Source organism: Pseudotabrizicola alkalilacus (assembly GCF_003443995.1).
In the GTDB taxonomy this organism is placed as follows: Bacteria; Pseudomonadota; Alphaproteobacteria; order Rhodobacterales; family Rhodobacteraceae; genus Pseudotabrizicola; species Pseudotabrizicola alkalilacus.
In genome coordinates this window covers 131,488-156,748 of sequence record NZ_QWEY01000006.1, presented here as the reverse complement: position 1 = coordinate 156,748, position 25,261 = coordinate 131,488, and the positions used below count along the sequence as shown (strand labels likewise).

23 protein-coding genes and 1 tRNA gene are annotated in these 25,261 nt (G+C 56.8%); 9 read left to right on the top strand and 15 right to left on the bottom strand.

All coding sequences use genetic code 11. From position 1 onward, the window contains the following. Window positions 1–8: 8 nt before the first annotated feature. The 13 genes from D1012_RS22665 to D1012_RS12270 form a co-directional block, all read right to left on the bottom strand. Window positions 9–182 carry a hypothetical protein gene (locus tag D1012_RS22665; RefSeq protein ID WP_158569340.1) on the bottom strand — a complete coding sequence of 58 codons (174 nt, stop codon included), beginning with the start codon at window positions 180–182 and terminating at the stop codon, window positions 9–11. Beyond that, a complete protein-coding gene (locus D1012_RS12325; RefSeq protein WP_118152630.1) occupies window positions 182–3,172 on the bottom strand; it encodes a phage tail length tape measure family protein in 2,991 nt (996 codons plus the stop codon). The genes D1012_RS22665 and D1012_RS12325 overlap by 1 nt, the downstream gene beginning before the upstream one ends. Window positions 3,173–3,850: 678 nt before the next feature. After that, the gene (locus D1012_RS12320; RefSeq protein ID WP_118152628.1) at window positions 3,851–4,522 is read right to left on the bottom strand and encodes a recombinase family protein; all 672 of its coding nucleotides are present in this window, start codon (window positions 4,520–4,522) and stop codon (window positions 3,851–3,853) included. Window positions 4,523–4,822: 300 nt separating this feature from the next. Further along, complete coding sequence (locus D1012_RS12315; protein WP_118152626.1) at window positions 4,823–5,152, bottom strand: hypothetical protein; 330 nt, start codon at window positions 5,150–5,152, stop codon at window positions 4,823–4,825. Between the two features lie 14 nt (window positions 5,153–5,166). Continuing rightward, window positions 5,167–5,640, bottom strand: coding sequence for a hypothetical protein (locus D1012_RS12310; protein WP_147335691.1), 474 nt, complete (start codon window positions 5,638–5,640; stop codon window positions 5,167–5,169). 1,157 nt (window positions 5,641–6,797) lie between these two features. Beyond that, window positions 6,798–10,601 (bottom strand): DUF927 domain-containing protein, encoded by a 3,804-nt coding sequence (locus D1012_RS12300; RefSeq protein ID WP_118152620.1) that lies wholly within the window; start codon window positions 10,599–10,601, stop codon window positions 6,798–6,800. Continuing rightward, the gene (locus D1012_RS12295) at window positions 10,598–10,780 is read right to left on the bottom strand and encodes a hypothetical protein (protein ID WP_118152619.1); all 183 of its coding nucleotides are present in this window, start codon (window positions 10,778–10,780) and stop codon (window positions 10,598–10,600) included. Before D1012_RS12295 ends, D1012_RS12300 begins: the two co-directional genes overlap by 4 nt. A gap of 212 nt (window positions 10,781–10,992) precedes the next feature. After that, on the bottom strand, window positions 10,993–11,193 hold the full coding sequence (locus D1012_RS12290) for a hypothetical protein (RefSeq protein WP_118152617.1): 201 nt from the start codon (window positions 11,191–11,193) through the stop codon (window positions 10,993–10,995). Continuing rightward, window positions 11,190–11,537, bottom strand: a complete 348-nt coding sequence (locus D1012_RS22460) for a hypothetical protein (RefSeq protein WP_147335690.1) — start codon at window positions 11,535–11,537, stop codon at window positions 11,190–11,192. The genes D1012_RS12290 and D1012_RS22460 overlap by 4 nt, the downstream gene beginning before the upstream one ends. 424 nt (window positions 11,538–11,961) lie before the next feature. Further along, the gene (locus tag D1012_RS12285; RefSeq protein ID WP_118152615.1) at window positions 11,962–12,315 is read right to left on the bottom strand and encodes a hypothetical protein; all 354 of its coding nucleotides are present in this window, start codon (window positions 12,313–12,315) and stop codon (window positions 11,962–11,964) included. Beyond that, complete coding sequence (locus tag D1012_RS12280) at window positions 12,315–12,779, bottom strand: hypothetical protein (protein ID WP_118152613.1); 465 nt, start codon at window positions 12,777–12,779, stop codon at window positions 12,315–12,317. The genes D1012_RS12285 and D1012_RS12280 overlap by 1 nt, the downstream gene beginning before the upstream one ends. 7 nt (window positions 12,780–12,786) lie before the next feature. Then, a complete protein-coding gene (locus tag D1012_RS22455) occupies window positions 12,787–13,053 on the bottom strand; it encodes a hypothetical protein (RefSeq protein WP_147335689.1) in 267 nt (88 codons plus the stop codon). Between the two features lie 696 nt (window positions 13,054–13,749). After that, a complete protein-coding gene (locus D1012_RS12270; protein ID WP_158569338.1) occupies window positions 13,750–15,336 on the bottom strand; it encodes a DUF6538 domain-containing protein in 1,587 nt (528 codons plus the stop codon). A gap of 292 nt (window positions 15,337–15,628) precedes the next feature. Between D1012_RS12270 and D1012_RS12265 the strand changes: the two genes are divergently transcribed. The 7 genes from D1012_RS12265 (at window position 15,629) to D1012_RS12235 (ending at window position 20,850) form a co-directional block, all read left to right on the top strand. After that, window positions 15,629–15,704 (top strand) — tRNA-Val (locus D1012_RS12265). 1,031 nt (window positions 15,705–16,735) lie between these two features. Next, on the top strand, window positions 16,736–17,140 hold the full coding sequence (locus D1012_RS22660; RefSeq protein ID WP_158569336.1) for a hypothetical protein: 405 nt from the start codon (window positions 16,736–16,738) through the stop codon (window positions 17,138–17,140). Then, entirely contained in the window at window positions 17,085–17,684 is a 600-nt protein-coding gene (locus D1012_RS12255) for a hypothetical protein (RefSeq protein ID WP_147335688.1), read from the top strand. Before D1012_RS22660 ends, D1012_RS12255 begins: the two co-directional genes overlap by 56 nt. A 35-nt stretch (window positions 17,685–17,719) precedes the next feature. Further along, window positions 17,720–18,766: a CsgG/HfaB family protein gene (locus D1012_RS12250; RefSeq protein ID WP_158569334.1), complete on the top strand. Its 1,047-nt coding sequence runs from the start codon at window positions 17,720–17,722 to the stop codon at window positions 18,764–18,766. 42 nt (window positions 18,767–18,808) lie between these two features. Further along, on the top strand, window positions 18,809–19,027 hold the full coding sequence (locus D1012_RS12245; RefSeq protein ID WP_118152603.1) for a hypothetical protein: 219 nt from the start codon (window positions 18,809–18,811) through the stop codon (window positions 19,025–19,027). Between the two features lie 126 nt (window positions 19,028–19,153). Continuing rightward, window positions 19,154–20,074: a hypothetical protein gene (locus D1012_RS12240; RefSeq protein WP_118152601.1), complete on the top strand. Its 921-nt coding sequence runs from the start codon at window positions 19,154–19,156 to the stop codon at window positions 20,072–20,074. 74 nt (window positions 20,075–20,148) lie between these two features. Next, window positions 20,149–20,850, top strand: a complete 702-nt coding sequence (locus D1012_RS12235) for a hypothetical protein (protein WP_147335687.1) — start codon at window positions 20,149–20,151, stop codon at window positions 20,848–20,850. 363 nt (window positions 20,851–21,213) lie between these two features. On the opposite strand, the gene D1012_RS12230 is transcribed toward D1012_RS12235, so the two are convergent. Next, window positions 21,214–23,763: a hybrid sensor histidine kinase/response regulator gene (locus D1012_RS12230; RefSeq protein ID WP_118152597.1), complete on the bottom strand. Its 2,550-nt coding sequence runs from the start codon at window positions 23,761–23,763 to the stop codon at window positions 21,214–21,216. Window positions 23,764–23,804: 41 nt separating this feature from the next. After that, window positions 23,805–24,314: a putative pterin-binding protein gene (locus D1012_RS12225; RefSeq protein ID WP_147335686.1), complete on the bottom strand. Its 510-nt coding sequence runs from the start codon at window positions 24,312–24,314 to the stop codon at window positions 23,805–23,807. A 220-nt stretch (window positions 24,315–24,534) separates the two neighbouring features. Between D1012_RS12225 and D1012_RS12220 the strand changes: the two genes are divergently transcribed. Further along, entirely contained in the window at window positions 24,535–24,987 is a 453-nt protein-coding gene (locus D1012_RS12220) for a response regulator (RefSeq protein ID WP_118152593.1), read from the top strand. A 12-nt stretch (window positions 24,988–24,999) separates the two neighbouring features. Further along, on the top strand, window positions 25,000–25,152 hold the full coding sequence (locus tag D1012_RS23235; protein ID WP_354002037.1) for a helix-turn-helix transcriptional regulator: 153 nt from the start codon (window positions 25,000–25,002) through the stop codon (window positions 25,150–25,152). Window positions 25,153–25,261: the final 109 nt, after the last annotated feature.

The window sequence follows — 25,261 nt, the reverse complement described above, 5'->3', positions numbered from 1 at the left end:
ATCCGTGGTCAGGTGTCGGTGTCTTCGGTGTCGCGGGGACGCGGTCCCTCTACGCGGTAGGTCAGACCATCACCAAGGATGGTGACCGGAATGCCCGCTTTGAACAACGCCATCAATCTGGATGCCTCGGGCGCTACGAGGTAGTAGTAGCGCCCGGTAGGGTGATCTGCACTCTCGCTCATTACGTGCCTCTTGGATTCATGAGTCCACCATACTGGGCTGCTTCAGCCATTTGCATGGAAACTTGCTGCTTGATCATTTCGGCGACGTTCTTAGCCGCCTGTGCTGCGGTTGCGGGGTCTTCAATCGACTTCTCAGTCTTAATCTCGACATGTACGTCCCCCATCGTAAAGTGAGGGGCTGCACCGGGGGCAGCTTCTTCTAGGCCGCTGGCATCCACCGGAATCTTCCGGCCCTTCGTCAGCGGCACAACCGCTTCGTTCGGGTGTAGTACCGCCGGGATACCAGACGTATTGCTCGTGCCTTCTTTGTAGTGGGGTGCGTTCCGGAATGCCGCCGGGCTGACGTGGTGAACCGACATGCCGGGCCGGTCTGAATACCCGCCCTCTGCAAATCCGAACAGGCTGAACAGGCCGCCGATAAGACCGAACCCGCCACCCATACCACCCCCGCCCCCGGCGGGAATAGCTGCGCCTGACAGCGCGGCAGCGAACATCTGAGCGCCTTGCTGTGCACCCATGACAATTCCAGACTGCATCTGACGTGCGCCAGATGCAGATGCCATTTCGATGCCGGATGAATCGAACATGTTGCCGAAGAGCATTTTCATGGAACGCTGCGCAAGCATCTGCGCCAAGCTGCGCCGGAGTCCGTCCACCAATTTCTTGGTGTCGAATTCGCCCATAAACAGGTCGTTGATACCGCCTTCAAGCACTTGTGCCATCTCTAGCTTGAGTTGCTTCGTAGATTCCATCACAGACGGCAGTCCTTGGATGTACTCGCGGAATGGGTCTTTGGCATCGCGCTGCAATTGTTCGTTAAGAAGGACGTTTGCCTCATACGCGCGGATGGTAGCCTCTGTTGCGGCGTCCAGCTTGCCCTTGTTCAGCTCCAGCGCCATAGCCATAGCTTCCGCGCCTTCTTTGGTGCGGGCCTTGCCTTCGATCAGCAGATTCAATGCCGCGTTCTCGCGGTTGAGTCCGAAGATGCGGTCGTTTAGCTGTTTGCTGATTTTTGAGAGTTGGCGGCTTTCATCGCCTAGGGCTTCCACACGTCCACCCCCACTCTTTTTCGTGCTGGTTTCGCGTTTTCTGGCGGCTTCCCGCTGGGCCGAAAGTTGGTCGTCCAGCCGGATATTCTCTTCGAGGGCGAAGCGCTCCATATTGATAAGCTGACTCTCAGCCCATCCCGCAATACCACCACGGGCGTTTGCCGCTTGAGTCCGCGCACCCAACTTTAGCTCGTTGTCATGGCGAATGCGGGCGATCTCAGCACCGCGCAAGGACTCGCCGCGTGACAGGGCTTCGATCTCCACGCGCTTGGAAGCTGCGGAAATGGCACCCCCGCCGATAGCCGCGAGAGATGATCCAATGGCGTCGATCTGCATCTTCACAGCGGCCATCATATTGGCCCATGCGGCGGTCTGGTTCACAGCCCCGGCGATGGCGGACGCCGACTCCTCACTCGCATGTAGCAGTTTGAGCGCGGCGTCCTCCGACTTAATCAGGCCCATCAGCAGATTCAAAGCGGACCCTTCCGCCCGATCAAGTGTTGTGCCGGTCGACTCCAACCACTTACGGGCTTTGCTGATGGCGTCTGTCTGTTCTTGGAAGGTGCGGGCCTCTTTCACCTGTTTAAGCAGCCCAAGAAAGATGCGCGCGCCATCGTTGGTGGTATTCAGGGCTATGCGTACATCGTCGATATCAGAGGTAATCCACCCGCCGGTCACTTCGTCTTCCAGCGCCTGAATCGTGTTACGGTTGGCGGACAACGCCTCAAGTTGGGCGATCTGGCCTAGGCGTTCGAGGTGGATTTTCAGCTCTGCATTCACCCGGCCATAGCCTTCGGCGAGAGACCCCAGTTTAGCCCCGGCGAGGGTGGCAGTTGACCGGGTGATGGTACTGATCTTGGATTCAGCATCGGACAAAGAGTCGGCGAAGGACTTTGTGGCCTCTGAGCCGCTGGTCATCCACTGGACGATTGCGGCCCCGGCTGCGATCACGCCAATGGTGATTAAGCTAACTGGGTTAATCATGCTCATGAAGCCGGATGCCAGACCACGCAGAATGGCGGTTTTTCCGCCCATCTGGTTTAGCATCTGGGACACCTGAGTCCCCTGCTGGAGTGCCAAAATAAAGGGATTCTGGCCCGCTGCCATCATCACACCGATATCGTTGAACTGGGCGGCCAGGTATGCAGTTTCATGCCCACTAGTACGGGCGCTCGCCGCAAATCGGTCGTTTGCCCCCCCAGCGGCAAGGATAGACTGAGCCGCTCTATCGCGCATTTGGGCGGCTCTTTGGGCGGATACCGCCCCTGCATCTTCCAGCGTTTGAATCTCAGAAAGTGCCGTTGCGTACTGCCGGGACGTAGCAAAAACGCTGTCATATTTTGACCGGAGGGATTCCAGACTTGCGGCTTGAGATGTGGAGGCCCGGTTGGTTTCCAGCATTTCGCGGGCGAGTTGTGCCTGTTCACCCCGCAAGCGCTCGCTGGCCACCGTCGTTTGCAGAAGGCTTGAGCGAACATCATCGAAGCCACTCTTAGACTTGCGCACGTCAAGGGTGGAGGTCGCACCTAGGAGGCTGGCCTTCATTTGCGCGAGGGCGTTGTTTAGGCTGGCAAGGCCCTGTGTGTCGCCAAGGTCATCCATACGAAGCGCAAGGCGCTGGGTGGCCTGTTCTGCCATCCGTACGGCTGACGCCGACGCAAGCGCAGTGCGCTGGATCATCTGCGCGGCCCGGTCGGAAGCGTTGCCCGCGCCTGATATCGCGGTTCCGAGTTTTTGCGCTTCGGTGGTGGCCCGCGTTAGCGGTGATACATCAAACTGGGGGCGATGGTTTGCCAGCTTGGCAAATGTGCCATCCGCTTGCCGGTCCAGATCGTGGACGGCTTTCTTTACTGCCGTGACGGCAGCGACAAAAACGCGACTGCCAGCTTTAGCGGCTTCTGCGTCGATTTTAAGAGCTAGTGAGTGGGTCTGGGTGGTCATGGTGAGCTTTCGCGCTTTTGTGCCCGTCGGGGCAGGCGCTGGTGAGGGTGGATTGGTCTGCGTTAAAGTGGGCCGGTGTCGGGCCGGATTAAAAAGCTCGGGCCAGCCAGAGTCCGTATGCGCGTGAAAGACCAATAACCGCGCTGGACGTGGATGACCGGCCCGCGCCAGTTTCACCACTCTTCACTGTTAGAATATAGCACCAATGATGATGACAGGCAAAATTCTTAGCCATTCGGTTCAGCGTAATAGCAACTATTTTTCACCAAAATTTATATTTTATAGCGACCATTTGCAATTCGAAGAGGGGGTACCCCCACCGCCGGGGGGGAAAGGGGCTTGTGCAACTTAGTGCAACTGCCAGAGCAACTTGGATACCGTTCATCGGCATTAAAGGACGGTCAAAGGTGCGCTAGATGCCGAATGAGTCTACCGAGTTTACATCCGGCTCAAATCAACCTAAGCGTGTATTTTTATGGAGTTGCTGCAACCTATGCATGTGGCGACTGCGCGTCTTGGCACCCCCACCCCTATACCCCCTAGGCGGGACCCCAAGTCATTGTTTTTACATGATATTATATACCGCTGACGCGGACACCAACCCATTCAACACGCCACCAACTCACAATGACTGCGATAGCTTGGCGGGGAGTCTTGTGGGTTCGGGGTATCTCTGGGTCACATCCCCCAGCGCGCTAGCGATGCCTCTGCCGCCACGGGGTCAGCCTTGATCCGTAGCACCGTCTGACGGGTCAAGCCGGTCTCTCTGGCGATGGTGGAGACGTTCGGAGAGGGTGCGGACAGGGCGGCTTGCACAGCTTCCATGGTGGCGCGGGTGTAGCTGGGTTTCTTGCCGCGATACTTGGTGTCCGCGTCAGCGGATGCCTTGGCATGATCAATGCCAGCGCGGCGAGCTTCACGGGCGGCGGTGGCGTCTGCCTCTGCGATGCCTACCATGAATGCTAGCACAGCATCGCGGGCAGCGATCTGCATCGGATCATGGGCAAGCTCATGATCGGGCTTGAATACCATGTTATTGATTACCGTCTTGACAGTAACCCCTTGATTCAGAAAGGTTTCAATGGTGTTCTTTACATCGCGGTAATCCCGCCCAATGCGATTGACCCAGCGCACCAGAAGCGTATCGCCGGGCTGTAGCAGGTCAAACAGCCGCTTGCCTTGATCCCGGTCCTTAAGGGCTGTGGAGACCCCAGAAACACCATGATCAATGATCACGTGCCTATCTTCGAAGGTGAACCCCTCCTTACGGGCTTGGGTAATCTGGTGGCTGCTGTGCTGTTCGGCGGTGCTGACGCGAACATACAGAACGGTTTTGGCAGTCGGTGTCATGTCGGCTCCTGTCCGTAAGGGTTATGGACATTAGATATACTGTCCAAAAGGCGGAATCAACCCTTATGGACACCTGAATCGAGATGTTTTCAGGAGTCCGCAGAAGTATAGCCTTGCGGACAGGTTGGGGGCCGCGTCAGCGGTCTAGCTGGGTGTTTTTCGGGGTGGCGGTAATCGCAAATGTTATAGTGTAACAATTCGGGAAGTTGCTGCAACGTCGGTCGAGGGCGTCTAGAGGGGGATGAAACGCAGAAGGGCGTCCCGGAGGGGACGCCCATTCTCTGTTTGGATCAAAGCAACTTAGTGTGCCGTGGCACTTTGCCGGATCACTGACACCTTCGTTGGCCGGGTCAGCTTGTAGTCGATTTCCTGTGAGACAGGAACATCATAGCGGCGACCTTGATACCCGCGCACGTAGCTGTCGACGCGGGCTGTGAACCTCACCCGATCACCCGGATTGATTGCCATCCACTGTTTGCCGCGTGCAAGCCATATGTGATCAGTCAGTGGCTTTCCATCGGCGTCTTTCACACAGGTAAGCAGGATTGTTTCCACCGGCCCTTTGTAGCCCGACTTACTACCAAAGCGTTCAACGGTGGCGGTGACTGCAAACCGTTCACCATCACGCATGCGCAAAGCCTTTCTCATTGCAGCGTCACGCCTTCTGGTGCGGTGGAGGGTAGAGCATGATCAGCAGCGCGCATTGCATTGCGAACTTCAAAGAGTGTGAAGTCCACCGCCTGCCTGATTGCCCCGGCGATATGGTCTGCCGTCCCCTCGGGCGAGATGTAGAATCCAGCTTTAGAGAGGGCGGCGAGTACGGTGGGTGGGTTGCAGGTCAAGTCAGCGTACTCGATTCTAGTTAGACGATCAGCTTCGCAGTTGTTCTGCATCAAGCTTTTCCACGAGACAAAGCGGACAAGGATTGTCGGCTGAAAGCTTCCATCAATTGGAAGCATGACATCAAACGCCGTGCTGGAAAAAGTTGATTTGGTGCTGTTTGGCGCAATCCATTCATGGTGGAACAGATAGCCGTCGCTGCATTCTGCGATTTCGTCGAACCAATTCTCACGCGTCGAAAAGCAGTCATCGCAGAAACAAAGTTTGGGTAGGGTCATTTAATACCTCCTTGGGGTTGCTCATGCAGTGAATTTAATCTGGGTCGATTAATTTCGCAACCCACTGATTATGGCTCATTTTTTGACTTTTTAGCACATTGTCACTTTGACTTACACTAAGGTGGGAAATTGTCACTTTGACTTACATTGAGGTGGGCAATTGTTAGCTTGAAGCTTAATAAATCAACCTATGGTAGATGGATTCTTGGAATGATTCCACAGGAGCTGCGTAGATCGGAAAGACTTTTTTTTCTGATGGGGTGCAGATTTCTCGAAAAACGGTTAGATGTTCGCTTTTTGTTCTGTTTTCTGGTAGATTTATGTGCTAAAACGATGGCCTATTATGCCGGAATCTCATCCCCCTGTACGTTACCACCCGTCTAAGCGGCCCTACAGCCTGCGAGAGGCTGCCCGTGATTCCATGCTGGTGGTGGTGAAGTGTAACGGCAAGAACTACTTACGTGTCGCCGCGTCTATGCACCACCCAACCCGCCTTTTTTCAGCTTTGGGGTCCTCGTACTGCGGCTCATAACACGCTGAGATGGCGTCCTGCGCTGCTTTGGCGTTCTTCGACGCGTTGTAATGGACGAAAAATACCCTAACGCCATCTGCCAAAAAGATCAGGCATATAACGCTGACGAGTACGGCGGCGGTTGTGACGGCGATCCGGCTGAAAGTCATGTTCTATTCCCTATTGATTTAAGTTCCTGCAGAAGTCGAACCAGCGGAGCATTGCACATCGTTAAACGCTTCGGAACCGCTAACGCGGACCCACAGCAGGCGGGCGGGGTGACATCCATTCGTCCACACACCACCCGTTGGACAAATGGAAGACAAATAGAAAACTACCGAAAATAAGGGCTTTCTGGCCTTTTTTCCTTCTATTTGTCTATTTGTCTATTTGTACATAGATATATAGCCATCCATCTAAGACACAGTTTCAGGGGCATCCTTTCGCTAGCGATGATGGCTGCGCGAGAGAAAATCTGTTTGTCTGTCTCTGTCTGTATTTGGCCCAGACAAATGGACAATTGGACAAATGGCGCGCAAGATATTGATATACAACGAAAAAGTGTTGTCCATCCATTTGGCCTGCACCACGAGCGTGGACAACTAAAGGCCGGAAATGGGAAAGGGCCGCGTTAGCGGCCCCATTCTCACAGCGTTTCGGCGTCTTCGCCGTGGACGAAGGTTCCCTTCACCCGCATGTTCTTGATGCCCGCGCCCTCACCGGGCAGGTAATCGTGCCACACCTGTTCACGGGGGCCTTTCTTGCGTGTTATCAGCGCCCCCGCCTTTTCCAGCCTGTCAGCCAGCGCCTTGGGGTCGGTGGTGATGCCCAGCTTGCCCAGCCGATCCACGGGCAGGATATACACGCGGGCTTCCCGTTCGTCGGCTTCCAACCGTTCACCGTCCTTGCCGTTCCTATAGGCCTTCGTGATGGTGCGCTCTTTCTCCGACATGGCAGCGTGATCTGGCTTTCCGTTGGGCGCGAGGTGGCCATAGTAGCCCAGCACCTCCACCCGCGAAGGGTCGCGGTTCTCGTGCATGGTCACGATGGTGCCCGTCTGCGCACCCCGCATGATGGCACGGCGCAGCTTGTCGATGGACTGGCGGTCGGTGTCGAGGTGGGCGGCGCCCGCTTCCAGCGTGTCCACCAGCAACCCCCGCATCATTCCCCGAACGGGCACCTGGACTCCGAAGAGTCCTGCCTCTTGTGCAATCTCCCCTGCTACCGTCAGAATTGCCGCTGTGGTAACAACCCGTTCCCCTGCACCCGTCGCAAGATCAGCCCATTCCGCTTCCAGAGCGCTAACGCGCACCTTGACCGCCTCTCTGCCTTCCTGTGCCAGCTTTTCAGCAAACACCAACCCAGTCACCCCGTAGACGGCTTTTTCCCTATCATCACCCGACAGGATACGGATAGCGGCGACTTCTGGACTCGCCCTGTCCAAAATCGGCGCGCCGTCAAAGTTGACCGCGAAAACTCGCGATACAGGGCCGGTCTTAATGTCGACTCCGGCGGCTTCCATGGCGGTTACGATACCGATTTCAGAAGACAGTACAAAGCAGGTCTTCCACGTCCGAGTCCGCTGGATACTGCCGTCCTGCTTTCCGCGCGCCTTGCCAGCGCCATCCGCCCATTGGAGGATAAGCCGCTGGGTTTCGGTCGAGTCCGCCTTAGATGCCCCGCCTTCGTCCAGAACGACAACCGCACCTGCGCCGCGCTCGGCAAGGTTTTCAATCGCGGTAGGTGTCGCATCGGCTTTGCCGAATAGTCCGGTTTGGTCAGGCGGGCCAAAATGGGCCGCGCCCATCTTTCCGGCGGACGTTTTCCCCTGCTTAGCCTTGCCCTCGTTGCTGATGACCGGGGAAAGGTCATGGTCAAGGAAGTTGACCAGACAGCCTGCCAACCCGGAGAGATAGCCGGGCAGGATGACATTCCCGGTCCCGCCCGTTAGGGCGGTGGTAGCGGCTGCATGGTGATCGGCAAGGGTGCCCTGCGTTTTGGTGCTGATACGGGCCTTGGGGTTTAGAATGAAGCGCTGATCACCCGCGTTTGCCGCCGCACCAGAGGGTGACACATAGGCGTCACCGTGCCACCCGGCCTTGCCGATCAGCACAGCCTCATTCGATGTGTCGACGGCGCGCAAAAGGCGGACAATCGTTCCGGCACTGACTTGCGGGTCAATCTCGAATCCTTCGTCCACCAGCGCAGACAGGAATGACCCCGTATCGCGGTACGTGTCGCCAATACAATATGTCGATTCCACAATGCCGCGTTGTTTTGATCGGTGGGGATAACGGATCGTGATTTCATTCGTGCGCTTGCCGTCTTCGGCTTCGCCGAAAGCGATGAAAGGAACCTCAAACGCCCGGCAGGCCCGGACCCACTCCTTACTCACGTCAAGATTGAGAGCGTAGAACCACCCGTCAGCGCGGTATTGAACGAAGTCAGGAAGCCATGGGGCGTTTTCTGCGGCTTTTCTCACGCTAGAGGCGGTGGCCTGTTCTAGCGGAACGAAGTCCGGGCGCGGCGCTGCCAGACGTTTCTCGCGGGTGGCCTTGGCCTGTTCCTCTAGAATTTCGGCGCGAGCGGTGTTCCAGAGCTTCTGGACCTTGGCCTGAGTCAGGCCGGAGTCCTTCTGCCCTTGCGCGATTGCGTCAAAGTCTTCGCCCGTCTTATAGCCATTGCGGATCAGCTTGCGGAACCGCTTGTGCAGAGTGACGGCAGATACCTTGCCAGCATCGGCGGTCTCTTCGGGTTCATCATCATCCTCTTCGTCCTCATCGCGCCCTTTCAGCATATACACGGAGTCGCCGAAAAGCTGGTCCTCATTGAACCAGTTCTGGCGCAGCGCCTCTTCGAGGAACACCAGCTTATGCCGCCCTTGGCAGGCGTCATGCTTACAGAACCAAGTCCAGTATCCGTTTGGACTGTCGATAGCGTTAACCGCCATGGTAGCGGTGCCGCCCTCTGCGGAGTGTTCCGATTCGAATGGGCATTCAATGTGGACGTGCCCCTGCGCCTCGCCTCCGGCAACCCGGATACGATCAGAGCACAAGTCTTCCAACAGGTCCGCCATGTTAAAGCGTTCCTTGGCCTTATAGTGCCAATCGTTCAGAGACGCACCTGACGGCGTCAAGCACTGCGGCGGACGGTCATCATCATGTCCGACACCCCCCGCCACTTCGAAAGGGTTTAGCGCCTTTCTGGTGTTGGCATACGTCGTCTTTTTAACCGATGGCACGTCTTCAAAGCGCAGCGGGTCACCGCGCACGACAGCGCAGTACCAGTCAGCCGCGTCCTTGGCATGGCGAGCCGTGTAGAAGAGGCGTGAGGGGTCTGTACAGCTAACGTCGAAGTGCACTCCCAGCTTTTCGATGGCAAGGCCGGTGATCTTGTTTTCCCACGCTTCCAGAAACTCTGTCTGGGTGCCTCCGAGGTCGAGCAGCTTTACAGGTTCCGCAAGCGGAAAAATCAGCCGGTACTTGTCCAGAGGCGGCGTGGTCAACTCAATGACGACGCCCTCTTTCACCTGCTTTTTCAGGTGAGCGATCTCAATTTTGTTGATGAAGGATTCTTCATACCGGTTCTTGTCGAATTCGCGTAGGTAGCGCTGGACTTGGGCTTTGTTCAGTTCCGAAGGCTTGATCTTCAGCTTGCGAATGACGTCGTCATGCTTGAGCTGTAGCCCAGATTTCCCGTGGCTGTGCGACGTGTAGACCAGACAGAACAGCCCAAGGTCTTCCAGACGATCCAGCATTGTGTCGAGCGGAAAACCGGCGTCAACGTCGATACCCATCGCATACATCGTCTGCATGGCTTTGGCTTTGCGGGCCTTGCCAATGGACGACCCTAGAACGACGCATACGCCCGCTTTTTCCTTGTTAACTGGATGCCGGGAGAATCCCCATGCGGGGGTGTTTTTATCTCGGGGACCTCCCTTGATCCATGCGGACCAAGGCATAGTGACAGGCTCCCACGCCTCATCTTTTGTGTTTCGGTGGTCACGCGTACCCCACATCTCACCAACCAGCATGGTGGCGGGCTGGGAAAGCATTGCTTCGAACGCAGGTGTTTCAACGCCTAGTAGAACGGCATCATTGAAGTACTCAGGCTGCGGCTCTTCTGTGGTTTCCGGTTCTGGCGCTTCTGCGTCTAGAACTTCGCCCGCACGTTCGCATGCTGCATCCCACAAGGCCTTGGCTTCGGCCTCTACAGCGGCGTCAAACGCATTGGCATCAAGCGCTTCTGCGTCTTCGCCCGAAGCTTCTGCATCCAGCTTGACGCGGGCAAGCTCGCACAGGAGCGTATAAGAGGCGTCGTCGCACTCCCACGCCTCTCTGTTGGCGCGCTGATCCGCTAGAATCTGGTCTGCTTGGGCTTCGTAATCCGTCAGCTCGGGGATAGGCGGCGGCGGTAGTTCGGTGGTCGGTTGTGTCGAAGTAGAGTTCATCTGGTCTTTCTATTTTGCTGGGGCGGAGCTGTCAGATCGACAACTTTGCGGGCGAGGGTGTTCATTTTTTCGCGGGTGCTTGGGGTGGGGTCTTGCTGTGCGAGCTGAGCCAGAAAATCCGTCAGTTTGATAATCTCGACTGTGATCTCTTCACGGCGGTTCAGTTCGATAACGTTCATAGGTCTGGACTCCTAAGTTGGTGGGTGCCCCAGAAGCTGGGACCCCCAATCAATAGCTTATGTGTGCGCCACGAGTCCAGACATTTTATAGAGATTTAATAAGCGATTTCAAAAGGTTACAGTTTAGGCTTGAAGCTGAAATTCGTAGTTTTGAATATGTAAGCTTCAAGCTGAAATGCATGACTCTGAATATTTAGCTTCAAGCTGAAGTATCAGTTTGCAGATGATGCCTCAGCATCCCGCCGGGCGAGAAAAGCCTGAATCTCAGCCTCAAGGCGCTGGCTTTCAGCTTCAAGCTCTTCATCGGACCAAAAACGGTCGCGAATCTGGTTGGCCGCCGACCACTTTTGGCGATGGAGGGCAATACGTTTCCGGCGGGCGGGGTCGGGTTCAAAGTTGTACGGCTCACTCATGCTGGCACGCTCAGCCCCAAGGCGCGTGAAAGCCTGCCGTCAACATCCAGAACCCGCAAAGCAATCCAAAAATCTTCGGCGTGCAGGCCCTCAATCGGCTTGCCCGCGCCGTTGTACGGGCTGACGCTCAACCAGTCATCTGAATCGTCATGTGCGGGCCGGAAATCAGCACCAGACAATGCCAACCGGGTTAAACGTGGCCCTATCTGCGCTTCGATTTCGTCGATTTGCGCGCCGGATAGCTTCCAGCGGACGCGCGGGCGTGCTCCGGTTTGATCGTTTATCAGCCGCGCGCATTCGGCGACTACGGTTTGCTCGATATAGGTTAGGTCTAGTTCGTTCATTTCAGTTCTTCTGTTTTGAGTTTTAGGAGAGGGTGGCGCAGGCAGGATGACCTCTCGCCCTGCCTGCGTAGGCGCGCTCAATGGCAAATCGCGCGCCTAGGTGCGCTATACAGCGCATGACATCAGCCCCGCTGACGTCCTTCCACACCCGCCTGACGGCGGGCATAGGCTATTCTAAACGTTGCTGGTTAGCTGTGCCGGGCGACGGCTGATGCTGCGGCGCGCCGCGCGCGACTGCGAGCCATATCCGACTCCGACGGTTGCGCTAACAATCGGGCGCAGATACGATTAAATTCGTCCGATGATATCACATCGCCCCATGTGCTCCGACGGGTGCCATCGGCGAGTTGTGCGGTAAAGAACCGCCGGAAGTCACCACTTTGAGCTTTCAGGCGCGCAATCAAGGCTTCCAATGCTTCGTAGGTCATACTGTGGCCCGCTGATTTACAATGTCAGGATAAACCGACGCAGCGACTTCTTTTAGGTCTATTGCGAACTTCTTTAGCTCGGCGATTGCAAGGGCTTCCTGCGGCGAAGAACGAGCGCGCTCGAAGTCGTGCCGCTCATCCTCCACAACGTCCAGCGCAGACCGATAAGAGAGTTTTGAAGCGTCGTTCAAAGCCTGCTGTAGCTTGCTCGAAGCGAAGAACTCATGGATGACGGAGTCGGGGTTTTTCTCACCGCGCTTTATTCCGGAAAGGCGGGCGCGGGTCAAAAGTAGCAAACAGGCAATAGGGCTGCCCAGTACTTTTTTGGCGAGGTCGGGATAGAACTTCATTAAATCATCCCCCATTTGCGAGCAGTCGTTATGCGGACGTCCGGACTTAGGGTACGAAGCAAAAGCAAGCGCTCGGCGAAAAGCTCTGCATCCATCTTGGGCGTGGCGGGGGGCGCTTCCTGCGTTTGCTTTTGCGCTTCAAGCTGACGGCCCAGTGTTAACTTTTGCGAGGGGTTGAGTCTGGCGATCACGCGGTGGGTATCCGAATCCAGATTGGCGAGGGCTTCACTCATCTCACGGGCTTGCATTTGATTTCGGACGCTTGGAAGGCGCTTCACTTCGTCAAGGTAAGAGTCTGAAAGACCAGCCGTTTCAGAGATAACCGCAAGGCGGATGGAGGCGCACTGGGCGATCTCCGCACGATCAACAGTCAGCTTTTCGGCTGCAAGGTCGCCCTCAACCTTCTGGACGATTAAGTCCAGTCTTGCCTGTTCGCGAGATGTTAGGGGGTAGTCAAAACTCATCTGTGGATCATCCGTATTCTGCGACCGTGAAAATGGTCATGCTGTCGTTAGGTGTGGCTGGGGTCATTGGGGCTTCAGTTTGATTTTGCTTGATGATGTGATCAATTTCATGCCGCGTAACTTGTGCGATCTGCTGCAAAAGGTTTGTCATTGTCGCCGGATCGTCCAGAATGCGCCGCACCCCATCATCATCAACACCGCGCCGGGCAATAGATTTACAAACGCGGGGCAGGGCCAAGCAAAGATTGCGCAGGAGGTTTGTTCTGTGGCTCATGCGCGCACCCGCTGATATTGCCCTACGCCGCGCGCGTGGATGATTGAGAACAGAGAACTAAACTCATTGAATTTTGGTAGATTTGCAGCATCCCCGCAAATCAGGTACGGCGTAATTAAGCTTGAGCGTACGAGGAGGCGGCGAAGCAATTCATAGTCACCGTAAAACGAGCCGCTTGCGCAAGTAGCGGCCAGTGCATCCCCAAAAAATTGACGTACTGCCGCTAGTCGTTCCTGACCGCCGGGCACGTTGGCTACGAGCCAAGACTCAAATTCCACGCAATCGGGGGTGCATTCTAGCCCTCCTACGTAGCTGATATTAGATTCCACAGCATTTCTAACGAGGGTGGGGGCGGCTGATGAGTACTTGGCCCCTAAGACCCTTGAAATTGCGTCCACCAGACTATAACCACGTAGCCTGCCGATTTGTTTAAACGGTAGATCCTTCAACTTGAGTCCGATTGTGCGGGGCGATAGGCCAGTGGCCTCTTGAAGCGCTGTGTGTGTAGTGAGTAACATTGAATATCCGAAGCTATGGCCAAAGCTATGGCCGATTAGCAACACTGTGCGGCATATTTGTTACAATGTCAATGAAATGACCAATTCGGCTCATTAGGCGGCAGGTGAATTTTTGACCTGCATGAAAAAGGTCCGCTAACGCGGACCAATCTAACTCACGTGTCAACATCGTGGCGGATCACCAATAAACCACAGCGTCCAATGCCGCGCGCATCTTGGCTAGCCCTTCTTTCGACTGCCCAAACGGCGTCTTGTAATTCCGAAGCGCCTTTTGTCCGGTGCTGTGACCGATGATCCCGCGCATTAGGTCATCTGACACGTCCAGCTCTTGCAGCTTTCGGATTAGGGTGTCTTTGGCGCTGTACATCACCAATTTCGGATGTTTGATCCCACCTGCGTGGATGATTTCGCGGAAAGCGTCCCGCATGGTTCCTTGCATGGATGCCGGACTGGTCGGCTCTGTCTGTACCTGATCATTATACACACGCCCGATACCGGATTGCAGCTCCGCCGCAAAACCTCCGGCTTGCAGAAAGCCGGGGAGGTCAGCCAAGTGTTTTGACAGAGGCAGTATGCGTCCTGTCGTTTTGGTGTGCTTGATGTGGATCGTGTCACCTTTGATTGAGTCTGTGTCGAGGTGCCAGCATTCTACAGGTCTGAGGCCGGTCCAGAGCATGACGCGGAAACACATCAGGAATGCCGCGCGCCGGGACGGCATTAGCCGTGACTTAGCATCCGGTCCCCATGCCGCGTTTAACAGCTTCCAGACGTCTTTGATTTGGTCGTCTGTGAATGCCTGCCAGCGGTCATCCTCCACTGTCGTGGCGCGTTCCGGCATGTCCACACGCGGAAAGGTGAGGTCAGCATACTCGTCTGTATCTTTGGGTGCCCACGCCCATAAGGTCTTGAGCGCGGCAAAGTACTGACGGACGGATTCGGGCTTTAGTGTTTGCTGAAGGTGGACGCGATAGGCGCGCATATCTGCCGCCGTGTATTTGTCTAGGGCAAGGTCTTTTCCCTGCATGTAGGTAAGGAAGCTATTCACCTTCCGCCGATAACTCGTCTCTGTGTTCCCGCGCCGGTTTTTGAGGGTTAGATAGCGGTCAAGCACACCTGACAGGCGCAGTTCGGCAGGGGTGTCGTCGGGGGTCGGGTCCAGCTCTTCTAGCACTTCGTCCAGCATCGCCTTGTGTGCCGTGTGCTGCATCCCCGCAACCTTGCCAACTGGGGGTATGATCGAGGGCAGGGCAGGGACTTTGGCGCGCGACTGGTCGCCAAAGGCCAGCGCGGAAACTGCTGCCAACCGGCGGGTGCGGAATTCGGGGGTGTCATCCTCTGAATGTTCCAGAATGGCGGGGACACGCCTCCACAGATCAGCGCGAACGCTTTCTAAGGTGCCGGTGTCAGCGGGCAGGGCATCGGGGTAGGGTGCCCCGCCGTTGTCAAAGTCACCTTGGTCGTCGCGGCCATCGGGTGCGCCTTGGGCTTCAAGCTCTGCCATGCGGGCCATAGACCTTTGCCGGACCAGATACATCCGCGAGTCTTGCGCTGTGCCGGGATTGCGCAGCGCGGCGATCATAGCATCATGTTCGCGCTCAAGTTCCTTGGCGCGGGACCGGGCCAAGACTTTATCCTTGCCGAGACTTGCCCGCCAAATGGTCTTTCCGATGGACGTTTGCAGCTCTTTTGGCACTCTGCGGATGTACCGCCAGTATCCATCGGGTTCTTTGTGGAGGTACTGCCGTGGCTGTCTGGTGTCGTTCATGGAAGGGGCCTCGCAACCCAAAATGTTACCCAAAGTCACCCAAAATGTTACCCAAAAATCGACCTTGCGCAAGAGAAAATACAACATTATCAATAAATAAAGGAAATTTTCACTTAGTGGGTGATATAAATCCGTTATCGCCCACCATTATTGCCGCATTTGCGAAAAGACGATCCTGAAAAGGATCGTCTTTTTGTTTGTCCGGAGGCACGGCAAAGCGGTGAAAGAAGTACCCTGTCTTGCACAAAGGGTGCTTGAAAGCCGGTCGTGAAGCCGTTACAGACCGGGGCGCGGGTGATTAGCTCAGTTGGTAGAGCGCTTCGTTTACACCGAAGATGTCGGGAGTTCGAGTCTCTCATCACCCACCATTATACCACGTATAATCAACGACTTGCTGATCGCTTTTGTATCAAGCGTATCGCAGGTGGTGGTTTGATCTGTTTGGCAGACTCTCCTGGTTTTGACGGGGTACAAACGTCAGCATGAGGCGCTGTCGTCTTCTGTGCCGTCGTTTCTTTCCGTGTCGATGCGTATTGTCAAACGCGCAAGCGCGGAATGGCGCGATTTTGGGATCGCCCTCACAGGAGATCATTCTGATACGCTATCCCAAGCCTCTTGTTCGTGGTCTACCGGTTCCACAGACCTGCCGGGTGAGTAGGTCGCCTGGGCACGTAAGGACAGGTAATCCCTGATCATATTCTTGCACAAGTGACTTGCGGGGCAGGGCGCGCGTGCCGGCTTGATCCCAGCTTCGCCAGTTGGGCCGAACAGCGACAGCGCGCGACGCTTTGGCAGCCTGAAGCGCATCTCGGCGGATCAGGCCGGGAGCGCCAAAGGCGTCGCCTTTGGTCAGATGCTCCGGCTTCGGGGCGGCAGAGCCTGTGTCTCCTGGAAAAGGCCTGACTGAACATCACTGATTCCAAAAGCGCAAACGCCCACACGCTCACCTCAAACCCGCAAGACAAACGCGCGAGGTCGATGATGTGCGGCCGTTGCGCAGGAATGATTTGGGTCAGGCCGTACGGTTATAGGAATTAGACAGATATGCAGATCAATCTTTAGATACACTCATCACACCATAGATAAATACACATTCTACTCCGTCTCCTTTATCGGGAAGACAGGACTGTAGGGAGTGTTGCTTTGAGTACCGCAAATAAACTGTTCGTATTAATTGCATCTGGTGCATTGATAGGATGCGTCGATCACAATTCGTATGGTCAGATACAATCTGCAAACTTCAGTGCTCCCCGTTCAGATTATGAGCGGTGCTTTGACAAAGATTACCCCATGGTCACCAATGGGAAATATGGTGGCACGCCAGATTGCTGGGTGTTTGTTGTAAAGCCGAAACCAAATGTCCCGCTGGCCGCTGGCAAGGAGTCGGGCGGCGGATCACATGCTTCGGCGTCTCCTGGAAACACATCCCCGACGGGCGGTGGCGGAACCTCTGCTGCGGCAGGTGGCGGTGGGGCTGCGGCGAGCGGTGGCGGAACCTCTGCTGCGGCAGGTGGCGGTGGGGCTGCGGCGAGCGGTGGCGGAACCTCTGCTGCGGCAGGTGGCGGTGGGGCGGCGGCGAGCGGGGGCGGAACCTCTGCTGCGGCAGGCGGCGGTGGGGCTGCGGCGAGCGGGGGCGGGTCTACTTCTGCGGCGGCAGGCGGCTCCGGTGCTGCGGCAGCGTCGAGCACCGGCGGCAGTTCTGCTGCGTCCCGTGGTGCAGCAGCGGCATCAGAATGAGGAGATTCTCCATGCACGCGCTCACGTTGGTATTATTATCTGGTTTTATCGCCATTCTTCCTTTTGACACAGCCGATGCCCAAAGCAGCCCCGGTCAAGACTGGTCGACAGGCTGGGCTTTCCAGACGGCAACAGACCGCTCTGTGGCTCTGTCTCGCGCAACAACAATACGACAAATGCAAGGTGCGCAGGGTCCGTCTTCTGTCATCAATACCAACAATTACTATAACACGGACAACCGGGCAAATTACGTCGAAGTCATAAGCGAAGGTTCGGTGTCAACGGAATATCAGATCGGTGATCAGATCGGACAGAATACAAATTCTGTCGGGTCCATGAATACCGGAACCACGACAATTGATATTCAGGGCAACTCCAATTCCATTCATGCCATTAACTCTGCCGATAATACCGGTTGCGTTGATGGCTCTGCCTTGACGAATACCATGACGTCGCCGGTGGGGGCTGGCTCTTTGGGGATCGGCGCATCGGCGGCCTCTTTGGGGCTTGGTTCGATGGCGGGAGGCGGTGCTGCTGCTGCGGGCAATCTGGGGATGAATGCCTTCCAGTTTGGCAGCATTGCCTCCCCGGTGCAGGACTGCACCCGGTGATGATGGCCGGTGTGGGCTTTCATGTGTGTGCGGTGATGACTCTTTCCATGCTGATGGGGTGTTCGTCAATTGAGGGCTTTTCGCCATCGACAAAGAACATGACCTTGCCCAAGGGCCCGCCAATCGAGGATGTGGTCACACCGTTTGACGAAGCCCTGAGCTGCATCCGCGGCAAGATAGACCCCTCGATCAGCTTTGCTGTTGGGCAGGTGATCGACGCCACCGGCAAAGAGTCCTACGCTGAGGGCGGCAGTGGCAAGATGCTTTCACAAGGCGCGGGGGAAATGGTGCAGACTGCACTGTTCCGTGCGGGGGTCACTGTTGTCAACCGGCGCGATCCGAACATCCCGATCGTGGAAACGCAGTGGGGAATCCGCGACATCAAGCAACAGATCCCGGTAAACTTCTACATCTCCGGTTCGATCAACAGCCTGGATTTCATTCCGGGCGGTGGGCTGGAAGTGGATATTGCCGGAATCGGGGCCAAGCATCGGCAGAACCGGATTCTGATCGCGCTGGATCTGTCGCTGACTGATGCCTTTACCGGCCGGATTATTGCCAATGTGCCACTGCAAAAGCAGATTTTCACCAGTCAGGATGTGGTCGGCACCGACCGGTTCTTTGACACCACATTGGTAAGCCTGTCCGCCGGAGGAATGCGGCGCGAGGCCGCGCATTTCGCGATGCGCCAGATGCTCAACTTTGCGACGCTGGAGTTGATCGGCCAACTGGTTCCCGATGCGGATTATCTGCCCTGCAAGGCCAAGGTTGACGGCATCAACGGGTCGGTGTCGTCCAATGCCTCGCATTCGGCAGGCGCAAAGGACATTGCGGCGTTGATGGCCAAGACCGTCGAGCGCAATGTCGAAGCACCCCTGCAGACGATGCAGGCTGTTCAGACCCCGCCGCAAAGCCAAGCGCCCGCCGCCGCCCCGGCGCAGAGTGTCGAGATCAGCCCCGAGATGCGCAAGATCATGGAGCGCACCACATCCTTTGCCGGGCGGGCTATTGTTTCGGCGCAAGCATCGCGCAAGGCGACGCAGCCGGGCGAAGCGGCAGATCACATCAAGCAGGCCATGTAGTTCCTTGCCATCGGCATCCAGTCGCTGAAAGAGGCTGCAGGCATGGGCGTATCCGGCCCAGAGGGCGATGCGATTGCCATGCTGATCGAGCAGGCGATCAAGGAAGTGCAGACCGCGCAACAGGATTTGCAACGCCGCGAAGCGCAAGCGCCCGCCCCGGCCCCTGCGCCGTCTGCACTGCCTTTGACACCGGCAGCACCGCCCAAAGCCGTCGGGCAACCCCGGATCGAAGGCTCGCGTGACGACATGCTGATCCCGTAGTCCGCGCAGATTGAATTTCGGCCAGAAAGACTCTTTCCGGCTGATCCGAAACAGGCCCCCAAATGAAACCTGTAGAAAATGCTCGTCAGTCCGTGGGGGGGAGCTGGCGAATACAGGAGATGAAACGTGAAAAAGCTTCTTGCATCTACCGCTGTTGCGCTGATTGCCCTTTCGGGCACCGCGTCGGCTCAATCGGTTCTGGAACGGGTTCTGGGCCAGATCGACAACTCGACCAACCTGGCACAGGTAAACGGGACCTTTGCGAACATCGCTGAAAACATCGGCGGCGCTGGTCTGCAGACGATCTACGTCAACGATTCTTCGGATTTGGTTCTGACAGCTGATGAATACAACGCGGGCCTGTCGACCGCTGGCGATGCGGCAGTTGCAGCGCTTGATTTCGACGTCAAAGCGCAGCCAGACATCAACAACTATCCTCTTACCGCTGACGGCCTTACAGCATACGAAGCTGATGCTGCGGAATACGCAGCTTTCGTGTCCGCCGCTGCCACCGCTCGTTCCGAGGCGGAGTCCGATTACGCTGAGCTCTACACCGAAAACACAGTCGCAGTTGCTGGCCTCGCAGGCGTCAACGGCTCGATCACCAATATTGTGGACGGCATCACCGCCGCGACCCAGACAGCTCTGGCTGGCACGGGCGTTTCCGCTATCGAATGGGATATGCCGACACTGGACTTCGGCGACATGGCAACCACCGCTCTGGGTGCTGTGAACACGGGTGAGATCACGCTGGGCGTGAACGCATCGGTTGACGAAGCCAAAACCAGCTCGACCCAGGCTGTTTCGACCGCGATGAACCAGATCGGTGGCTCGGCTGACACCGGGGCGCTGGTTCTGAACATCGCGTCGAACATGACCGGCATCAACGGCTCGATCACCAACACGATGACCGAAGTGAACGGCACCGTTGGCAACCTGTCGACGACTGCACTTGGTGCCGTCAACACCGGCACGATCATCTCGGGCGTGAACTCGGCTGTTCAGGGCATCGTCGGTGTCTCGGGCGCCAACGTCGCTTCCAACTAAGCCAGGATCGGGGCGGCGCGCAGTGCGCCGCCCCAGTCACCCTGCCGCACTTCCTTTGACACGCCATGGTGCCCATGAAACACCCAGCTGCCGCCTTCAGCTTAATCGCAGTGTCGCTTTGTGCCCCGATGGCGCAGGCGCAATCTGTGCTGCAGCGGGTGCTGTTGCTGTTGGAAAGCCCCGGCATGATTGCCCTCAATGTGGCTGAAACGTCGTCGCCTCTTGGTCTGGCACACCAGCTGGACCCGCGGTTCGCTGGCATTGACGGCTCGATCAGCACAACGATCTACGGTCTGGGCGCGCGCTCGCCAGATCATGCGTATGCCGCCTTGATCGGCCTGAATGCAGGCATACTTGCGGTGGATCTGGGCCAGGCAGAGACAACAGCCATTGGCGGGGTCAATACGGGCAGCATCGGCTTTGCACCTCGGGTGCCAGACATGGATGCGCTGCGCATTGGCGTTGCGTTAGGGGTGGAAGCTGCGCTTGCCGAGGCCCACACTGCCGGCACCCAGGCTGTCGCTGCGGCGGCACACACTCTGGGTGGCTCGGCCAAAACCACTTATCTGGCCGCGAACATGTCGTCCAACGCGATGCGGGTGCAGGGGCAGGTCACCAACGTGCTGCATGATGTTTCTGCCACCATGCTCGATATCCGTTCCACCGGGCTGGGTGCGGTCAACACCGGCGCAATCGCATCAGGAATAGAAACCACTGTGAGGGGAATTGTGGGCATGTCCGGCCGACTTCCCCCACACTCACCCATCGGTTTGTGACGGAGGCAAATCTCGGATTTCAACAGCAAAGGTGATGCTTCTCACACAGGCCTGGCAGCACTGTTTGGGGCGTAGGGAGTTGGCCACGGCCATACTTTTTGCGCGCGTCACCCCCGGGGGCCTTGCCCCCGAACAGCGATGGCGGGCGTCATGTCCCCAAATTTGCAGTGCGCCGTCGCTGTTGCCTTTGCGCATGTGGAACCTGCCCACATGCGGAACTACGCGAGGACCGCCTCCTTGACGTAGAACTTGACCCGGCGAACGCGTTTCGCCGGGTTTTTTTTATTTACCACCATGCGCAGCGCAGCCAGCCGGCATCTCAGAACGATAGCCTCGCCCGGCACGTCTGCAGGGCCATGGCGGTCAAACAGACCCGGCCTGAAGCCGGCAACGATACTCCGTCGTCGCAGTGATTGTGTGCAGGATTTGCGCTTCACAGGATCTCAATTTGCCAATATCACCGGCAAGAACCGCTTTTTCGCCATCTTGCATCGCCTCTGCCAAAGCCATCGCGCCGACGACGGCCGCTGATCCTGCCGCACGGTGCAGCGCCTGACGCAGGGCCTGAAGATCCTGATCTGCGTCCATTGCACGTAGGGAGCTCAACGCAGCTTCTGCATCTTGCTGCACACCTTTCAGCAACTGAACCATCATCTCGTCTCCCATCAGGGCGCGGACATCTGCAAAGGTTTCCTCCGCATCATCATCCAGGAGAGGAAGATGCTCGGCAAAGAAATCAGCCAGATAGCTGCTGAGCTGTCTCAAGCCCAACGGCTTGCCAAGCACATCCTGCATCCCCGACTCGAGAATGCGCTCCCGGTCTTCTGCCAGCACCAATGCGGTCACCCCGACCACCGGACAAAATTCTGACGCCCCGCCCGCACGAATGGCGCGCGTTGTGGCCAGCCCATCCATGCCGGGCATCCCGATGTCCATCAGGATCAGATCAAACGCTTCTTCCCGCGCCAAAGCGATGGCGCGGGGGCCGTCCAGCGCGGTTTCCGGCTGATGACCAATCCGCCGCAGCATTTCGGCCATCAGCGCCGTATTGACCGTGTTGTCGTCCACCACAAGAATGCGGCGGCCCCGGTGTGCGGGAATGACTGCATTCTCATCTGTCGCGGTCTCGGTTGCTTCCAACGACACACTGGCCGGTGCTGCCTCCATCATCAGCTGGACGGAAAAGCAACTGCCGTGACCAAGCGCGCTTTGCAGCCTGATCCTGCCCCCCATCCGTTCAACGGCGGACCGTGCAATCGCCAGACCCAGCCCGACCCCGCCCGTTGCAGAAGGGTTTGCGGTGTCAACCGCCTCAAACTCCTGAAAAATCCGCTCATGATTGGCTGGATCAATCCCCATGCCGGTATCGCGCACGTCAATATCCAAGGCGATCCGGCCATCGAACTGCATTTCGAAACGGATCGAGACAGTGATCTCGCCATCGTTTGTGAATTTGACAGCGTTCGAGATGAGATTGCGCATCACCAGCAAAAAGCCACGCTGCCACCCCAGAAGAGGGGGGCAAGCCGGGCCAGAAGAAGGCTGTAGTGTCAATCGGTTGCCACGTGCGCGGGCAAGAGAATGCAACCCGGCAAGAAGGTCTGCAATCAACAGTTGCGGATCGAAAGGCGATATCTTTATCTCTGTCGCGCCATCGCGCGTGGCTTCCAGAACCTCGACCACCTGATTCAGCGCCGCATGGCTGCACGCGCGGGCCGTTGCCAGAAAGCGGCGGCAGGTGACGCTCAGCTTTTCTGATCCCATCAGATCAAGCGCTGCAATCACACCGTGCAGCGGCGTGCGCATCTCATGGCTCATGATGGCCAGAAACCGGCTTTTCGCCGCCGCGTCTTGCCGCGCCTTGTCTCTGGCACTGCGAAGCCTGTTCTCAGCCTCGACCTCTTCGGTGATATCCCGGAAAAATCCGATGCAAACCGGTTGGCCATCGCTGTCATGATCCGAAACGATGGAGACTTCGATTGGAAACGCGCCGCCAGACCGGTGCATTCCCATCAGGCGGTGTCGTCCACAGTCCACAAGCGGGACAGAGACACCATTGCGTACCACATGCGGCTTTGTGCCCGTCGCCGTGTTTGCGGTCTGCTTTGGCAAGATCGTATCAACAAGTGACGTGCCCAAAAGGTCGGATGAGTTTTGTCCGAACATGCGTGACGCCGCCGCATTGAGATAGGTGATGGTCCCGGCACCATCCGACACCACCACCCCATCCAGCGAGGCTTCAAACGTCCGGCGCAGGTTCGATGCGGTTCGGGCGGCACTGCCAGCCCGTCGGGCCGCCTGTTGCGATATGCGAATGGCCAGTACTATCCCGACCACCATAAGCACAAGCAGCGCGCCCATCAGCACCACCAGCCGGACCAGAAGATCACGGTCTTCGATCCGCCTTGCCTCTTCCATCTGCGTAAACATCTGAATTGCAGCGCTTGTCACCGCGCGGACATCAATGGCATCCTGAACTGAGATGTCTTGCAACTGACGGATATCTTGCGGACGAAGGAACGCCACAGCATCGATCACGGCGGCCATTTCATCGCGTGAGGCTTCCAGAGTCTTCATGTCATCCAGGTTCAACGCAGACCCGTTGATGGGAGACAAGGCGGCGGCTACCGTCAGGACGCGGCTGTAGTAAATGTCAAATGCCAGCCGTACCCCACGCTCGGCCTCGCGTGACAGTATCGGCAACATCCGAGCTTTCAAAAGGGCAATCCGCAGCTCTTTCTGGTCAACCTCCAGCTGCGCCACAAGCCAGCTGCGGTTGTCAAAATCGGCGTTCCGCTTGGAACCGATACGGTCCAGCAGAAGCGTGCCGTGAAACACCACAAGAATCAGCGCGATCACGATCAACGCCAGCAACGGTGCTGTTGCCTTTGGCCGAAGGTTTTTGTGGGTCATCGCCACGCCTTCGAGTGGCGCTCTGAGTTTGCGTGGTCGGATCACGGTGTCGTGTCTGCAAGAATATCCGTCAGTTGCCAGATGCTGGCCGCAAAGGTGTGTTCCGACCGATACCGGGAATCTGCGTCATAAGGAAAGACCACCCACAACGGACCACGCTCGCGCACACTGAAGGTCTTGCCGTTGATACGGGTCGCCACGATCGGTGCGTTTTCCTCAAGCGTCGAACTGTTCAATGTGATAGAGTAGTTATTGACCGCCCGAAGCGTCAAAGCCTCAGCGGAAAGCCCCGACGACGCCATCACATCTGCCAGTGCCGGACCGGAAAACGCGGTGGGTTCTGTGGTCCAGATCGTAGACGTCGTGAACTGTTGCTGCGGCAAAGCGTCAAGATCAGTCAGCTTGAACACCTGCTTTTTCAAGCCGTCATGAACCGTCAGCAGGACTGCTTCTGTCGTGTCAGCCTGCACAGCGCCACGACTGCCCGGAAGGGCCGCCATAACGCTGAAAGCCACAAGGGACTTCAAGGTTGAGCGTTTCCGAAAATCCATCACAAGCCCCCACAGTAAATACGAGAGGTGTGATAGTGGAACATTTCGGGATGAACAAAGTATCTTTCGATACAGAGCCTGATCGGATGGTCATAAATGGCCACTTACCGTGGAAAGCTGTGGTCTATCGGTATATATACATCCAAGTGACGCTACGTCGTTTGGGACTTTGACTTCCAAGCGACTGAATGCAAAGCCAAACAAACTGAACAAGGTCCAGATGACAAAGCAGCTTTCCATTCTGATCGGCGACGATCACGAACTTGTCCGCGACGCCATCGCCCATATGCTCCGGTCAGAACCGGATTTTTTGATCACCGTCGCAAAAGATGCCAGTGCGGTCTTGCATGAAATAGACTGCGCGCGCAGTTACGATATCATCTTGCTGGACGTTAATATGCCTGGAATGGACGGGTTGAGCGGCGTTGAAGACGTGATCAGAGCCAATCAGGATGGGGCCGTGGTGATCTTCTCTGGACAAGTGGATGATATATTTGTCTGGAAAGCCATTGAACTCGGCGCAAAAGGTTACATCCCCAAGACCTTGCCCATCCGGGCCCTGACCAGCGCCATTCGTGTCATTGCGTCAGGTCAGACCTTTGTACCTTTGCACAGACGCTCGGAAAACGATACCGACGCGCCGGGATACGGTTTGACGGACAGTGAGAAATAAATTCTGCGCAAGTTGCCAAAAGGAATGACAAATAAGGAAATCGCCCGCATCGAAGGCTTTACCGAGGTCATCGTCAAAATGCACATGCGGTCTATATGCGCAAAACTGAACGCAAAGAACCGCACTCACGCCGCAATGATCGCGCGGCAAATGTCGATCATATGAACGGCTTGGCGATTATTCATCTTTGATCCGGTTTCCGGCAATTGCAGGCATGGCCCCCCGTGAATATGCCCGAAATTAATGCCTCTCTCCCGCGTCGAAACCGCAATTT

Excerpts from the sequence above, each read along its gene's own strand:
- D1012_RS22665 (WP_158569340.1), bottom strand. The coding sequence starts at position 182 with ATGAGCGAGAGTGCAGATCACCCTACCGGGCGCTACTACTACCTCGTA.
- D1012_RS12325 (WP_118152630.1), bottom strand. The coding sequence starts at position 3,172 with ATGACCACCCAGACCCACTCACTAGCTCTTAAAATCGACGCAGAAGCC.
- D1012_RS12320 (WP_118152628.1), bottom strand. The coding sequence starts at position 4,522 with ATGACACCGACTGCCAAAACCGTTCTGTATGTTCGCGTCAGCACCGCC.
- D1012_RS12315 (WP_118152626.1), bottom strand. The coding sequence starts at position 5,152 with ATGCGTGATGGTGAACGGTTTGCAGTCACCGCCACCGTTGAACGCTTT.
- D1012_RS12310 (WP_147335691.1), bottom strand. The coding sequence starts at position 5,640 with ATGACCCTACCCAAACTTTGTTTCTGCGATGACTGCTTTTCGACGCGT.
- D1012_RS12300 (WP_118152620.1), bottom strand. The coding sequence starts at position 10,601 with ATGAACTCTACTTCGACACAACCGACCACCGAACTACCGCCGCCGCCT.
- D1012_RS12295 (WP_118152619.1), bottom strand. The coding sequence starts at position 10,780 with ATGAACGTTATCGAACTGAACCGCCGTGAAGAGATCACAGTCGAGATT.
- D1012_RS12290 (WP_118152617.1), bottom strand. The coding sequence starts at position 11,193 with ATGAGTGAGCCGTACAACTTTGAACCCGACCCCGCCCGCCGGAAACGT.
- D1012_RS22460 (WP_147335690.1), bottom strand. The coding sequence starts at position 11,537 with ATGAACGAACTAGACCTAACCTATATCGAGCAAACCGTAGTCGCCGAA.
- D1012_RS12285 (WP_118152615.1), bottom strand. The coding sequence starts at position 12,315 with ATGAAGTTCTATCCCGACCTCGCCAAAAAAGTACTGGGCAGCCCTATT.
- D1012_RS12280 (WP_118152613.1), bottom strand. The coding sequence starts at position 12,779 with ATGAGTTTTGACTACCCCCTAACATCTCGCGAACAGGCAAGACTGGAC.
- D1012_RS22455 (WP_147335689.1), bottom strand. The coding sequence starts at position 13,053 with ATGAGCCACAGAACAAACCTCCTGCGCAATCTTTGCTTGGCCCTGCCC.
- D1012_RS12270 (WP_158569338.1), bottom strand. The coding sequence starts at position 15,336 with ATGAACGACACCAGACAGCCACGGCAGTACCTCCACAAAGAACCCGAT.
- D1012_RS22660 (WP_158569336.1), top strand. The coding sequence starts at position 16,736 with ATGCTTCGGCGTCTCCTGGAAACACATCCCCGACGGGCGGTGGCGGAA.
- D1012_RS12255 (WP_147335688.1), top strand. The coding sequence starts at position 17,085 with ATGCACGCGCTCACGTTGGTATTATTATCTGGTTTTATCGCCATTCTT.
- D1012_RS12250 (WP_158569334.1), top strand. The coding sequence starts at position 17,720 with ATGACTCTTTCCATGCTGATGGGGTGTTCGTCAATTGAGGGCTTTTCG.
- D1012_RS12245 (WP_118152603.1), top strand. The coding sequence starts at position 18,809 with ATGGGCGTATCCGGCCCAGAGGGCGATGCGATTGCCATGCTGATCGAG.
- D1012_RS12235 (WP_147335687.1), top strand. The coding sequence starts at position 20,149 with ATGAAACACCCAGCTGCCGCCTTCAGCTTAATCGCAGTGTCGCTTTGT.
- D1012_RS12230 (WP_118152597.1), bottom strand. The coding sequence starts at position 23,763 with ATGACCCACAAAAACCTTCGGCCAAAGGCAACAGCACCGTTGCTGGCG.
- D1012_RS12225 (WP_147335686.1), bottom strand. The coding sequence starts at position 24,314 with ATGGATTTTCGGAAACGCTCAACCTTGAAGTCCCTTGTGGCTTTCAGC.
- D1012_RS12220 (WP_118152593.1), top strand. The coding sequence starts at position 24,535 with ATGACAAAGCAGCTTTCCATTCTGATCGGCGACGATCACGAACTTGTC.